At 69.2% G+C, this 14,365-nt stretch carries 11 protein-coding genes; 7 read left to right on the top strand and 4 right to left on the bottom strand.

Annotated elements, in window-relative coordinates; all coding sequences use genetic code 11:
- Both NJ1_RS28275 and NJ1_RS28280 read right to left on the bottom strand, forming a co-directional pair.
- Nucleotides 1–398 (bottom strand): FAD-dependent oxidoreductase (locus NJ1_RS28275; RefSeq protein WP_157574278.1); only part of this gene is annotated, 398 nt, incomplete at its 3' end.
- A gap of 113 nt (nt 399–511) precedes the next feature.
- Entirely contained in the window at nt 512–1,105 is a 594-nt protein-coding gene (locus NJ1_RS28280; protein WP_157574280.1) for a TetR/AcrR family transcriptional regulator, read from the bottom strand.
- A gap of 155 nt (nt 1,106–1,260) precedes the next feature.
- Between NJ1_RS28280 and NJ1_RS28285 the strand changes: the two genes are divergently transcribed.
- Complete coding sequence (locus NJ1_RS28285; protein WP_067699857.1) at nt 1,261–2,838, top strand: FAD-binding oxidoreductase; 1,578 nt, start codon at nt 1,261–1,263, stop codon at nt 2,836–2,838.
- Nucleotides 2,835–3,761, top strand: coding sequence for a diacylglycerol/lipid kinase family protein (locus tag NJ1_RS28290; RefSeq protein WP_084478942.1), 927 nt, complete (start codon nt 2,835–2,837; stop codon nt 3,759–3,761). The genes NJ1_RS28285 and NJ1_RS28290 overlap by 4 nt, the downstream gene beginning before the upstream one ends.
- Before the next feature lie 103 nt (nt 3,762–3,864).
- On the opposite strand, the gene NJ1_RS28295 is transcribed toward NJ1_RS28290, so the two are convergent.
- Entirely contained in the window at nt 3,865–4,599 is a 735-nt protein-coding gene (locus tag NJ1_RS28295; protein ID WP_245717617.1) for an AAA family ATPase, read from the bottom strand.
- A gap of 80 nt (nt 4,600–4,679) precedes the next feature.
- Nucleotides 4,680–5,318, bottom strand: a complete 639-nt coding sequence (locus NJ1_RS28300) for a class I SAM-dependent methyltransferase (RefSeq protein ID WP_067699859.1) — start codon at nt 5,316–5,318, stop codon at nt 4,680–4,682.
- A 377-nt stretch (nt 5,319–5,695) separates the two neighbouring features.
- Between NJ1_RS28300 and NJ1_RS28305 the strand changes: the two genes are divergently transcribed.
- From NJ1_RS28305 to NJ1_RS28325, 5 genes are all read left to right on the top strand, one after another.
- Nucleotides 5,696–8,407: a valine--tRNA ligase gene (locus NJ1_RS28305; protein ID WP_067699861.1), complete on the top strand. Its 2,712-nt coding sequence runs from the start codon at nt 5,696–5,698 to the stop codon at nt 8,405–8,407.
- Entirely contained in the window at nt 8,404–9,846 is a 1,443-nt protein-coding gene (gene folC, locus NJ1_RS28310; RefSeq protein WP_067699863.1) for a bifunctional tetrahydrofolate synthase/dihydrofolate synthase, read from the top strand. Before NJ1_RS28305 ends, folC begins: the two co-directional genes overlap by 4 nt.
- 95 nt (nt 9,847–9,941) lie before the next feature.
- Complete coding sequence (locus NJ1_RS28315) at nt 9,942–10,280, top strand: DUF4233 domain-containing protein (protein WP_084478943.1); 339 nt, start codon at nt 9,942–9,944, stop codon at nt 10,278–10,280.
- 84 nt (nt 10,281–10,364) lie between these two features.
- On the top strand, nt 10,365–10,781 hold the full coding sequence (gene ndk / locus NJ1_RS28320) for a nucleoside-diphosphate kinase (protein ID WP_067699870.1): 417 nt from the start codon (nt 10,365–10,367) through the stop codon (nt 10,779–10,781).
- Nucleotides 10,782–11,334: 553 nt separating this feature from the next.
- Nucleotides 11,335–14,365, top strand: a 3,031-nt coding sequence (locus NJ1_RS28325) for a translation initiation factor IF-2 N-terminal domain-containing protein (protein ID WP_084478944.1), incomplete at its 3' end; no start/stop codon positions are given.

A 14,365-nucleotide genomic window follows, 5' to 3' on the forward strand; every position in this document is an offset into this window, starting at 1 on the left:
CCGGCACGCACCAGGAGCTTCTGCGCCGCACCGATATTCGGCAGCAGCGGCACCACCTGCGGAAGCGCCCGGGTCAGATGCGGTGCCGTGCGGGTGAGCAGGATGTCCCGCTCCACCGCGCTCTCGTGCGCGATCCCGACCCCGCCACTGGCCAGATACCGCAGCCCGCCGTGCACGAGCTTCGAACTCCACCGGCTGGTTCCGAACGCGAGGTCGTGCTTGTCCACCAGAACGGTTCGCAATCCGCGTGCGGCGGCGTCCAGCGCCACTCCGGTCCCGGTGACCCCGCCGCCGATCACCAGCACATCGATCACGCCGCCGTCGCCCAGCGCCGCGAGCTCCCGCTCGCGCCGCGCGGCATTGAGCGCGGAGTCTGCCCGAGTCGAATTCCTGGTCATAGCTGGACCTTTCGATACCGATCGAATGGGAGGAGTGGTGTGACGCGCCGCCGTGCGAGGTGCGCCCGTCGTGTCCTGTCCGGCCGTGGCGCCCGCATCCGGTGTCTCGGCGGTCATCGAGACCCGGCAGCGGGGGCGAGGTACGCGTCGATGGCCGCGGAGAGTTCGATGTCGAGGTGGTCCGCGGCCAGGACGGGGGCGAAGGTGCCCGCGGACTGGACGGCGGACTGGGCGATGAGCAGCAGCATGGCGGCCTGATGCTCCGGGTTGCCCGGGCGAATCGACCCGTCCCCCTGGCCTTCTCGGATGGCGTCGGCGAACAGCGCGATGAGCGCGCGCTGGTTGCGGCCGAGGCGCTCGAAGACATAGGTGAGCATGACATCGGCGTCGGTGCGGAAGATCTTGGCGAACAGCGGGTTCCGGCGAATTGTCGCGCCGCCGTCGACGATGGCGGCGGTGAGCCGTTCGCGGGCGTTGCCGCTGTCCGGGATCGCTCCGGCGATGATCTCGCGGAGTTCGCGCACCAGCAGGTCCGCGACCAGTGAGCCGGTGTCGGGCCACCGGCGATAGACGGTGGGGCGGCTGACTCCGGCCCGGCGGGCCACCTCGGTGAGGGTGGTGCGGCGGACGCCGAACTCGGCCACGCAGGCACGCGCCGCGTCGAGGATTGCCCGATCGACGGCTGTGGACGGTTCTGTCGACGTCATGTCTGCCACCATCGCCTAGGAGTCGTTACTGCTTGACATTCTATGTCAGACTGTAACGCATGGTTGAGACACGAGCAGCCTCCACGTCCGCGTCGGGGTCCGAAAGCGCGCAGTTCGAGCACGGGAACTCGGGCGAGCCGCAGGCCCGAACGAGTATGGTGTGGGACGCCTGGGGCGCCCCATCCGGCCACAAGCCGTTGCCGGAACAGATCCGGGGGCTGCTCGCACAGGTTTTCGGGGTGTCCGGGGAACCGGTGACCCGTCGCGATGAGGGCGACGTGCCACTGCGGGACTCGGCGCTGACCCCCGAACAGCACGCCGGGCTGAGCGCGGTGGTCGGTACCGAGCACGTCCGCACCGATCATCGCGATCGGCTGCGGCACGCGGGCGGCAAGAGCACCCCCGACCTGCTGCGCCGTCGCGTGCACACCCCGCAGGACGCCCCCGACGCCATCGTCTTCCCCGCCGACCACGACGAGGTCCTGGCGCTGCTGCGGCACTGCGCCGAGCAGTCGATCGCCGTCGTCCCGTTCGGCGGCGGCACCAGCGTCGTCGGCGGCCTCGATCCGGCGCGCGGGGAATTCGCCACCGTCATCGCCGTGGACCTGGGCCGCCTGGACACCCTCACCGACGTCGACCCGATCAGCGGTCTCGCCACCCTCGGAGCGGGTTTGTCCGGCCCGCAGGCCGAGGAACTGCTCGGGCGGCACGGTCTCTCGCTCGGGCACTACCCGCAGAGCTTCGAATACGCGACCATCGGCGGTTTCGCCGCCACCCGCTCCTCGGGGCAGGCTTCGGCCGGCTACGGCCGCTTCGACGATATGATCCAGCGTCTCCGAATCGCCACACCCACCGGCGATCTCGATCTCGGACGCGCGCCCGCCTCGGCCGCCGGACCGGACCTGCGCGAGCTGTTCTCCGGCTCGGAAGGCACCCTCGGCATCATCACCGGCGTCACCGTGCGCGTGCACCCGGTGCCGGAAACCACCGCGTACCAGGCCTGGTCGTTCCCCGACTTCGCCACCGGCGCGGCCGCCCTGCGCACCGTCATCCAGGCCGGCGCCGCGCCGACGGTCATGCGCCTGTCCGACGAGGCCGAGACCGGGCTGAACCTGGCCCGCGCCGGTGACATCGGCGGCGCGGCGGTCGGCGGCTGCCTGTCCGTCACCACCTTCGAGGGCAGCGCCGCGCACGTCGCGTCCCGCAGCGCGGAGGCCGGTGAGCTGTTCACCGCCGCCGGCGGCACCGCCCTGGGCGAAGCTCCCGCGCGCGAGTGGGAGCACGGTCGCTTCCAAGCGCCCTATCTGCGGGACGCGCTACTGGACGTCGGCGTCCTGTGCGAAACCCTCGAAACCGCCACCACCTGGGCGAATCTCGACAACCTCAAGGCGAAAGTCACTGCGGCCCTGACCGAGTCGCTCACCGCCGGGGGTGCGCCCGCCCTGGTCATGTGCCACATCTCGCACACCTACGCCACCGGCGCCTCGCTGTACTTCACCATCGTCGGCAAGCAGGCATCCGATCCGATCGCCCAGTGGGCGCAGGCCAAACGCGCCGCCGGGGACGCCATCGTCGCCGCGGGCGGCACCATCACCCACCACCACGCGGTCGGCGCGGACCATCGCCCGTGGATGACCGCCGAGATCGGCGACCTCGGCGTGCGGGTGCTGCGCGCGGTCAAACAGGCCGTGGACCCCACCGGAATCCTCAACCCTGGGAAGCTCATTCCGTGACGAAGATCAGTTCCATCGCACTCGTGACCAATCCGCTCTCGGGTCACGGCAAAGGCGCACACGTCGCAGTGGCGGCCGCGAACCTGTTCGCGCAGAGGGGCGTTCGGGTCCTGGAATTGCGCGGTGAGTCCGCGGCCGACACCGAACGCCTCGTCCGGGAGACCCTCGCCGACCCGGCGACCCGCCCGGACGCGGTGGTCGCGGCCGGCGGCGACGGCCTGACCTGCGTCGTACTGCAGGGCCTCGTCGGCACCGGCGTCCCGCTGGGCCTGGTGCCCGGCGGCACGGGCAACGATCTCGCCCGCGAGGTCGGCGTTCCCGAGGACACCGCCGCCGCCATCGACGTCGTCCTGGCCGGCAAGACCCGCGGCATCGATCTGGGCACCGTGCAGGCCGAGGGCGCCGCCACCCCGATGTGGTTCGCGACCGTCACCGGCACCGGCTTCGATGCCCGAGTCACCCTGCGCGCCAACGCACTCCGCTGGCCGAGTGGGCCGATGCGCTACACCGTGGCCGCGCTGCTGGAACTCACCGGCAAGCTCGCGGTCCCGTACCGCATCGAACTGCACGGTTCCCCCGATCACGCGGACGGCACCGTCGTCGAGGTGCCCGCCATCATGGTCGCCGTCGGCAACACCCGCACCTACGGCGGCGGCATGCTCATCGCCCCCGACGCGATCATCGACGACGGCCTGCTGGATCTGACGGTCGTCGGCGCGATGTCCCGCCTGGACCTGCTGCGCCTGCTGCCCGCCCTCTCCTCGGGCAAGCGCATCGACCATCCCGCCGCGGTCCAGTACCGCGCGGCCTCGGTCACCCTGAGCGCCCCCAACGCCCCGGCCACGGCCGACGGCGACCCCGCGGGCTTCCTACCCGCCACCTTTCGGGCGCACTCCAACGCTGTGCGGGTCCTCGTCCCCTGACCCGGTTCACCGAAACGACCGTGCCCCTTGCCGGTGAGCAAGGGGCACAGTCATTTCCGGATCTCGGAACACTTCGGTCCCGAAGACCATCCGGGACTCGACCTCATCGACCGGGCGTGAACGACACCGCCCGCAGTCCGCTGATCGAGGTCCGGTCCATCACCACGACGGACGTCGGTGCGGGGCGGGGCTTCGTGCCCGCGTCGACCTCCTCGATCAGCCGCTGCCAGCGCCGGCAGTGCAGCCGGAAACTCAACGGTTTCACCTGCCGGCCGCGAGTGACCTGACCCGCCAGTGCCATCTCGGCAGGAGTGTCGATCATGATCAGATGCAGTGGCCGTCCGGCCCTCGCCGCCCAGAACGCGATCAGTCGCCGCACCCACCCGCGCGTGCCGCAATCGTGAATGATCACCGGCCCCCGTGTGTTTCGCAGCGCCGCGCGAATCCGCCGATAGTGCGTGACGTGCACGATCGGCCGCCACAGCGGATACGGGATGGCGTTCAACGGCGCGGGCAGCGCACCGAACCGCCGCTCCCACCACTTGCGCGACTGCTGCGAATCCACCAGCAGCGTCCCGCTCCGGCCGAACGCGGGCTCGATCGCATCGGCGGCGAGTCCGAACAGACGACGCAGCGCCGTGCTCTTGCCCGCACCCGGAATCCCGCCGACGACCACGACCGCCCCTGCGGGATAACGCAATTCGCGCACCTGCTCGCCGCGCAGGTCGTGCAGCGCGTGCGGGGTCATGACGAGCGGCTCGCGCGCGTCGATCAGCAGGGGCGGCAGGACCTGCGGATCAGCGGCGAGCAGTGGAGCGGGGTCGAGCGGAGGGTTCATCTATACAGGGTGTTGTGTTCCAATCCGTTCGGCAACCGGGATTTCCCTGATTCCGGTCCTGATTTCCAGACGGCGGACCCCTAGAAGGGGCGGCCGATCAGCAGATGTCCCGAGATCGGCTTGTGTTCCAGGACACGATGTTCCACCGTCAGGCCCGCCTGTTCCAGGGCCGCGATCACCTCCGCGACCGGACGCAGCCGAAATCCATACCGGGTGAACGGCATCGCCGCCATCGCGTCGGGATCGCCGAGGCCGACCACCAGTCGTCCCTTCGGTCGCAGCACCCGCGCCAGCTCCGTGCAGGCGCGTTCCAGCTCGGGCACGAAATAGAAGGTGTTGGCGGTGATCACCGCATCGAGTTCGGCATTGCCCAGCGGCAGTTCGGTGAGCGAACCGTCCAGCACCCGCAGCCGGCCCGCGGTGATCTCGCCCGCGAAGCGAGAGCGCGCCCGCGTCAACATGTCCCGGGAGAGCTCGACGCCGGTGACGGCGCCGTCGGAGCCGGTCCGATCCAGCAGCAGGCGCAGTCCGATGCCGCCGCCGAACCCGATGTCGGCGGCCGCTTCACCGGGTGCAACCCGGGCGGCGTCCACCGCGGCATCGATCATGTAGCGGTTCGCGCGATCGAGCATTCGCGCGACACCCTTGCCCAGCACACCGCTGGGGTTTCCGAGCTGACCGGCAATCGTGGACATCACACGTGCGGCAACGGGATTCATTCACACGAGGTTACCGGGAAGCGTCCTGCCGCAGTCCGGTTGTGGACGCGTGACAACGATGCGGTGGACGCAACGCAGTTGCAACGAATTGTGGCTTACCCTGGCCGATTTGGGCGAAACCTGAGAATTGCTTATGGATTCGGAGTAAGCGGCCGAAACGGCGGTAGGCTGAGTCACGAAGGCGGGGCTTTCGATGTCCCTCATCCGTCGAAAGCCCCGCCCTTCGGCTAGACCCTCTCCGTGGCCCCTCGCGTCACGCATCCGCGGCTTCGAACCCGGAACCTCTCCCGCCCGATTCGTGCGGTACCCCATCGGTCATCCGCACAACACATCGGCACCGCGCGTTCGGCGCGGATCCCAGCATCTAGAATCGCACGGTGACCAGCACAGCCTCTGAGAACCCACGTAATCGTGCCGATGCCCTCCCCAAGAGCTGGAACCCCAGCGATGTAGAGGCCGACCTGTACGAGCGCTGGGTAGCCGCTGGTTACTTCGAGGCCGACGCGACCAGCGACAAGCCCCCGTACTCGATCGTGCTGCCCCCGCCGAACGTGACCGGCACCCTGCACATGGGCCACGCGCTGGACCACACCCTCATGGACCTGCTCACCCGCCGCAAGCGGATGCAGGGGTACGAGGTGCTGTGGCTGCCGGGCATGGACCACGCCGGCATCGCCACCCAGTCCGTGGTGGAGAAGCAGCTGGCCGTCGACGGCAAGACCAAGGAAGACTTCGGCCGCGAGCTGTTCATCGACAAGGTCTGGGACTGGAAGCGCGAATCCGGCGGCGCCATCCAGGGTCAGATGCGCCGGCTCGGCGACGGGGTCGATTGGAACCGCGACCGCTTCACCATGGACGACGGCCTCTCGCGCGCCGTGCAGACGATCTTCAAGCGCCTCTACGACGCGGGCCTGATCTACCGCGCCGAGCGCCTGGTCAACTGGTCGCCGGTGCTGAAGACCGGCATCTCCGATCTCGAGGTCAACTACAAGGACGTCGAGGGTGAGCTCGTCTCGCTGCGCTACGGCTCCCTGAACGACGACGAACCGCATGTGATCGTGGCCACCACCCGCGTGGAGACCATGCTCGGCGATACCGCGGTCGCGGTGCACCCGGAGGACGAGCGGTACAAAGCGCTCATCGGCACCACCCTCTACCACCCGATCACCGGCCGCCAGATCCCGATCGTCGCCGATGACTACGTCGACCCCGAATTCGGTTCCGGTGCGGTCAAGATCACCCCCGCGCACGACCCCAACGACTTCGAGCTCGGCCTGCGGCACAACCTGCCGATGCCCACCATCATGGACATCACCGGCAAGATCGCCGACACCGGAACCGAATTCGACGGCATGGACCGCTTCGAGGCCCGCGTCAAGATCCGCGAGCGGCTCGCGCAAGAGGGTCGCATCGCCGCGGAGAAGCGTCCCTACCTGCACAGCGTCGGCCACTCCGAGCGCTCGGGCGAACCCATCGAACCGCGCCTGTCCATGCAGTGGTGGGTCAAGGTCGAGACCATCGCCAAGGCCGCCGGTGACGCGGTCCGCAACGGCGAGGTCAAGATTCACCCCGCGAGCCAGGAACCGCGCTGGTTCGACTGGGTCGACAACATGCACGACTGGAACATCTCCCGGCAGCTGTGGTGGGGTCACCGCATCCCGATCTGGTACGGCCCCGCCGGCGAGGTCGTGTGCGTCGGACCGGACGAGCAGGCTCCCGAGGGCTACGTCCAGGATCCGGACGTGCTCGACACCTGGTTCTCCTCGGGTCTGTGGCCCTTCTCCACCATGGGCTGGCCCGACGCCACCGCCGAGCTCGAGAAGTTCTATCCCACAAGCGTTCTCGTCACCGGGTACGACATCCTGTTCTTCTGGGTGGCCCGGATGATGATGTTCGGCATGTTCGTCTCCGAGGACGAGGTCCTCACCGCGGGCAAGGACGCGAAGCAGGTCCCGTTCCAGGATGTGTTCCTGCACGGCCTGATTCGCGACGAGCACGGCCGCAAGATGTCCAAGTCGCGCGGCAACGGCATCGACCCGCTGGACTGGATCAACGAATACGGCGCGGACGCAACCCGATTCACCCTCGCCCGGGGCGCGCAGCCCGGCGGCGACCTGTCCGTGGGCACCTCGCACGTGACCGCCTCGCGCAGCTTCGTCACGAAGCTGTTCAACGCCACCAAGTTCGCGCTCATGAACGGCGCGGTCCCCGGTGAACTGCCCGCTCGCGAGAGCCTCACCGACACCGACCGCTGGATCCTGGACCGCCTCGACGAGGTGCGCGCCGAAGTGGATTCGAGCTTCGACCGCTACGAGTTCGGCAAGGCCTGCGAGGCGCTCTACCACTTCGCCTGGGACGAATTCTGCAGCTGGTATCTGGAATTGGCCAAGGTGCAGTTCGCGCAATCGCAGGAGCGCGCCGAGAGCACCCGGATCGTGCTGGGCAATGTGCTCGATTCGGTGCTCCGGCTGCTGCATCCGGCCATCCCGTACGTCACCGAGGAGCTGTGGCAGGCCCTCACCACCGACGCGGACGGCGCGCGCAGCGGCGGCGAATCCATCGTGATCGCGGCCTGGCCGCAGGCGACGGGTGTGGCCGCGGATGCGGTTGCCGCCCAGCGTGTCTCGGACACCCAGGACCTGATCACCGAGATCCGCCGCTTTCGCAGCGATCAGGGCCTGGCCGACAGCCAGAAGGTCAGCGCCACGCTGATCGGCATCGACGCCGCGGGCCTCACCGACCAGGTCGCCGCCATCACCAACCTGGCCCGCCTCACCGAACCGGGCGAGGACTTCGCCGCCACCGCCTCGGTCGAGGTGCGCCTGTCCGGCGGCACCGTGACCGTCGAGATCGACACCTCCGGCACCGTCGACCTCGAGGCCGAGGCGCGCCGCCTCGAGAAGGATCTCGCCGCGGCGCAGAAGGAATTGGCGGGCACCACGGGCAAACTCGGCAACGAGGGCTTCCTGGCCAAGGCGCCCGATGACGTCGTGGCCAAGATCCGGGCCCGTCAGGAGATCGCCACGTCCGAGGTCGAGCGCATCGGCGCCCGGCTGGCCGAGATCGCGAAACTGGCGGAGCGCAAATGAACGACGAACCCGAACGCCGGTACTCCGAGGCCCCGCTGACGGGCACCTCCCCGGTCGATCTCGCCGAAATGGCGCTCGTGGAGGCCGAACTCGACCTGCGCTGGCCGGAAACCAAGATCGAGCCGTCGCTGACCCGCATCGCGACGCTCATGGATGTGCTGGGTTCGCCCGAGAAGAACTACCCGGCCATCCAGATCGCGGGAACCAACGGCAAGACCTCGGTCACCCGCATGATCGACTCGCTGCTCACGGCCCTGCACCGGCGCACCGGCCGCATCACCAGCCCGCATCTGCAGCTGGCCACCGAGCGCATCGCCATCGACAACGCGCCCATCACACCCGGTCGCTACGTCGAGCTCTACCGCGAACTGCAGCCGTACCTGGAGATGATCGACAAGCAGTCCGACGCGGCGGGCGGCCCGGCCATGAGCAAGTTCGAGGTGCTCACCGGCATGGCGTACGCGGCCTTCGCCGAGGCGCCCGTCGATGTCGCGATCGTCGAGACCGGTATGGGCGGCACCTGGGACGCCACCAACGTGATCGACGGGCAGGTCGCGGTCATCACCCCGATCGGCCTGGACCACATGGACTATCTGGGCCCGGACCTCACCTCCATCGCGGGGGAGAAGGCCGGAATCATCAAGAAGGCCCCCGCCGACGATCTCGTGCCGCGCGACACCGTCGCGGTGATCGCGCAGCAGGAGCCCGAGGTGATGGACGTGCTGCTGCGCCGCGCGGTCGAGATGGACGCGGCCGTGGCCCGTGAGGGCTCGGAGTTCCGGGTGCTCTCGCGCCGGGTCGCGGTCGGCGGTCAGGTCCTGGAACTGCAGGGCCTGGGCGGGGTCTACGACGACATCTTCCTGCCATTGCACGGTGAGCATCAGGCCCGCAACGCGGTGCTGGCGCTGGCCGCGGTCGAGGCCTTCTTCGGCGCGGGCGCGGATCGCAAGCTCGACATCGACGCCGTGCGCGCCGGTTTCGCCGGTGCGATCAGCCCGGGGCGGATGGAACGGGCGCGCAGCGCGCCGACCATTTTCCTGGACGCCGCGCACAACCCGCAGGGCGCGCAGGCGCTCGCGGCCACGCTGAGCAGCGAGTTCGACTTCCGTAAACTGGTCGGCGTGATCGCGGTGCTGGCCGACAAGGACGCCGCCGGCATTCTCGACGCCCTCGAACCGATCTTCGACGAGATCGTCGTCACCGAGAACGGTTCCCCCCGCGCGCTGCCCGTGGACGATCTGGCCAACCTGGCCGTGCAGCGTTTCGGCGACGAGCGGGTCGCGGTGGCCCACGATCTGACCGATGCTATCGAGACCGCCATCGCCCTCGCCGAGGACGGTGAAGACCTCGAACTGGTCTCGGGCGCGGGCATCGTCATCACCGGATCGGTCGTCACGGCAGGGGCGGCCCGATCGCTGTTCGGAAAGGACCCGGCGTGAGCCAGGACGACGTGAACCAGGACCAGAGCGCTACGCCCGGGGACGACGGCGTCCCCGCGCCCGCGACCGACCCGTGGAAGGGTCTGCGCGGCGTCATGGCCGGCACGCTGGTCCTGGAGGCCATCACCGTACTGCTCGCGCTACCCGTGGTGAGCTCGGTCGGCGGCGGCCTGCGCTGGTGGTCGGTGCTGTACCTGGTCGGCCTGGCCATCGTGATGATCGTCGGCGCGGGCATGCAGCGTCGCCCGTGGGCCATCCAGTTCAATCTGGGCCTGCAGGTGCTGCTGCTCGCGGGTGGTTTCGTGCACCTGTCGATCCTGATCATCGGCGTGGTGTTCGCGGCCGTGTGGCTGTTCGTCCTGTTCCTGCGCGCCGATGTGAAGAAGCGCATGGACGCGGGCCTGCTACCCAGCCAGCGGATGTCCGGGGCCTGAACGAAGCGGTGTAATCGGACAGCCGGGGGTGTGAGCTTCGACCTGCGTTTTTCCCCTCGGCTACCGGCCGTTAGGGTGAGGGCTGTGACTGAGCAGACGTTGGTACTCATCAAGCCGGACGGCGTGGCCCGTGGCCTGGTCGGGGAGATCATCACCCGGATCGAGCGCAAGGGTCTGAAGATCGCGGCGCTGAAGCTCGTGGACGTATCCGAGGACCTGGCCGGCCAGCACTACGCCGAGCACGCCGAGAAGCCCTTCTTCGGTTCGCTCATCGAATTCATCACCTCCGGCCCGGTCGTCGCGGCCGTACTCGAAGGCCCGCGCGCCATCGCCGCGTTCCGTCAGATCGCGGGCGGCACCGACCCGGTCGAGAAGGCCGTGCCCGGCAGCATCCGCGGCGACTACGCCCTCGAGACCCAGTTCAACCTCGTGCACGGCTCCGACGCGCCCGAGTCCGCCAAGCGTGAGATTTCGCTCTGGTTCCCCGAATTCACCCTCTGACGCACAACTTTCGGCTATTGAACACCGGGTGGCGACCTCGCCCCCGAGCTCGAAGATAGAGGTCCGGGGGCTCAGCTCCCGGACCCCCTACGGGGTGCAGACGGTCCCACCAGCCCGGTGACAGGTCCGCCCCGACCGCGTCCGATGCGCGACTCGCGACAGCCTACGGAGGGTTCGCGAGCACGACGCTTCCGCGTGGTGTGGGATACTGGCTCTGGAAGTAGCCGACGCTCGCCGATTGCGGCAGGTGAGGGTTATCTCCGAAATGACACCGCGGCACGACGGACGATCATCGCTGCCGCCGACGGCTTCTTAGACTCGGCTGTCAGGCGGCACGCTGGATGAACGCTCGTGACGCGGAGTCGAGCCAAACGCCAGGTGCCGCGTGACCAGTTAGCCCGAACGACGAAGACATATGTGATAACGGGCCACGCGGCGCGGAGACCATACGATCTCGTGCCCCGGTGGGGTGCGAGGCGAAACAGACAGCGCCCCCGCGTCGGCCGCGTCACTCCACGGAGGGACGCGCCCGGGGGCCTCCCGAGGAGATTTCGTGGCCGATCAAGAGCCGCTGGAAGCATCGCAAGTGAACGGTGATGGGGGGATCGCCGGTAGCGAACACGCACCAGCGAACACCAGTCCCGGCGCCGACCAATTGCCGGAACGGATCCGAGTGCACGCACTGGCGAAGCTGCTGGGAACGACCAGCAAACGTATTCTGGCCCACCTGACCGAGATGGGCGCGCAGGCCAGGAGCCCGCAGTCGAGTCTGGACCGCTCGGTCGCCGAAACCGTCCGGGACGCCTTCGGGCCGCGTGAGGTCGAGCCGTCCGCTCCGGTCTCGCCCGCCCCGATCGCCGAGACGACGGTCGAGGAGGCCATCGCCGCCGGTGACGACCGCGCCGCCGACGAACTGGCCGCCCTGGAAGTCGAGGCGGCCGAGATCGCCTCCCGCCAGCCGAGCCTGTTCACCAACCCGTTCCAGGCCCCGCCGCGGATCGAGGAACCGGTCACCTACCAGGCCTCCGCCGCTGTCGCGCAGCCGCTGTTCCTGCCGCCGGACGCCACCGCGGCCGAGGAGGCTCGCCGCAAGCTGCGTGCCGACCGCAAGACCAAGGCGCAGGACAAGCCGGTCCAGGACAAGCCCGCTCAGGACAAGCCGGTCCAGGAGAAGGTCGTTCCCGAGAAGGTCGCCCAGGAGAAGGCGGTCGTCGAGGAGATCGCACCCGAGGCCGTCGAGGACGAGAGTGACTGGGACGGCGACGACAATGCCGAGCAGCGCGACGACAGCGGCTCGCGCCGGCGTCGTCGTGGCCGCCGCGGCCGTGGTCGTGGTCGTGGCGAACAGCAGAACGAGAACGACGACGAGTCCGATGCCGAGGGCGACGAGTCCGGCGCGCACGACTCCGACGAGTCCGCCGAATCGGCCGACACCGAGTCCGCCGAGGACGACGACGAGGATTCCTCGGTCGTGCCGGAGGGCGCGAGCAGTCGCCGTCGTCGGCGCCGTCGTCGCCGCAAGGGCGGCGAGGAGGCCGAGACCGAGGCCGTCTCCGAGGACGATCCGCCCAACACCGTCGTGCACGAGCGGGAGCCGCGCAGCAAGCGCCGCGCCGCCGCTGCCGCCGCGAACGTCGACGAGGTGCAGGGCATCAGCGGGTCCACCCGCCTCGAGGCCAAGCGTCAGCGTCGCCGGGACGGTCGCGAGGCCGGTCGTCGCCGCCCGCCGATCCTGACCGAGTCGGAGTTCCTGGCTCGCCGCGAATCGGTGGATCGGGTCATGGTGGTGCGCGAGAAGCACTTCCCCGAACACCCCACGAACACCATCCAGGTCGCCGTGCTCGAGGACAGTGTCCTGGTCGAGCACTTCGTCACCAGCACCGGTTCCGCGTCCATGGTCGGCAATGTCTACCTGGGCAAGGTCCAGAACGTGCTGCCCTCGATGGAGGCCGCGTTCGTCGATATCGGCCGTGGCCGCAACGGCGTGCTCTACGCGGGCGAGGTGAACTGGGAGGCCGCCGGTCTCGGTGGCCGCGAGCGCAAGATCGAGCAGGCGCTCCGCCCCGGTGACACCGTGCTGGTGCAGGTGTCCAAGGATCCGGTGGGCCACAAGGGCGCTCGCCTGACCACGCAGATCAGCCTGGCCGGCCGCTTCCTGGTGTACGTGCCCGGCGGCAGCTCGACCGGTATCAGCCGCAAGCTGCCCGATACCGAGCGCAAGCGTCTCAAGGAGATCCTGCGCGACATCGTGCCGCAGGACGCGGGCGTCATCATCCGCACCGCGTCCGAGGGCGTCGAGGAGTCCGAGCTGGCTCGCGACGTCGAGCGGCTGCAGGCGACCTGGCGAACCATCGAGGAGCAGGCCAAGCACGGGTCGGGCACGCCCAAGACCCTGTACGAGGAGCCCGACCTGCTGGTCAAGGTCGTTCGCGATCTGTTCAACGAGGACTTCTCGAAACTCGTCATCGAGGGCGATCGCTCCTGGACGACCGTGGAGAACTACGTGCGCACGGTCGCGCCGGACATGCTGTCCCGCGTCGAGCGCCACGAGAACACCGGCGTCGACGTGTTCGGCAGCTTGCGCATCGACGAGCAGCTGGCCAAGGCCCTGGATCGCAAGGTGTGGCTGCCCTCCGGCGGCACCCTGGTGATCGATCGCACCGAGGCCATGACGGTCGTGGACGTCAACACCGGCAAGTTCACCGGTGCCGGCGGCTCGAACCTGGAAGAGACCGTCACCCGCAACAACCTGGAGGCGGCCGAGGAGATCGTCCGCCAGATGCGCCTGCGCGATATCGGCGGCATGATCGTCGTCGACTTCATCGACATGGTGCTCGAGTCCAACCGGGATCTGGTGCTGCGCCGCCTGACCGAGGCGCTGGGCCGTGACCGCACGCGTCATCAGGTCTCCGAGGTCACCTCGCTGGGCCTGGTTCAGATGACCCGCAAGAAGCTGGGCACCGGCCTGGTCGAGGCGTTCTCCACCACCTGTGACCACTGCCACGGCCGCGGCATCATCGTGCACAACTACCCGGTGGAGGCCACCGCGGCTCCGGCGGGCGAGGAGGGCGCGGGCCGTCGCGAGGGCCGCAGCCGTCGCCGTAAGGACCGCAACGCCAACGCCGAGACCCCCGCTGCCGCCGAGACTCCGGTCGAGGAGCACAGGGAGACCGGCGAGACCAAGGAGAAGGCCGCCGCCCGGCGCGCTCATCCGGTCGCGCTCGCCATGGCCTCGCACCATGACGAGGACCACGATGTCGAATCGGTCGCCGATCAGGCGGTCGCCGATGTCGAGGCCGCCGACAACGCGCAGAGCTGGGCCGCCAAGGCCTCGACGAACGGAACCGGCCGCCACACAGCCGAATCCGAGGTCGCCGAGGCGCAGCCGGACGAGGCCGTGAGCGCTGTCGAGGACGAGGTCGTCGCCGAGGAGTCGGTCGCGGCAGCCGCGGAAGCCGCGGTCACCGTGGCTGAAGCCCAGGCCGCCGAGAAGGTGCAGACCGCTACCACCGCCGCGGCGCCCGAGGTTCCGGCAACGGCCGCGGCCGTTCCGGCAGAGGCCCCGGCCCCGCGTCGTCGCCGTC

Source organism: Nocardia jejuensis NBRC 103114 (assembly GCF_001613145.1).
In the GTDB taxonomy this organism is placed as follows: Bacteria; Actinomycetota; Actinomycetes; order Mycobacteriales; family Mycobacteriaceae; genus Nocardia; species Nocardia jejuensis.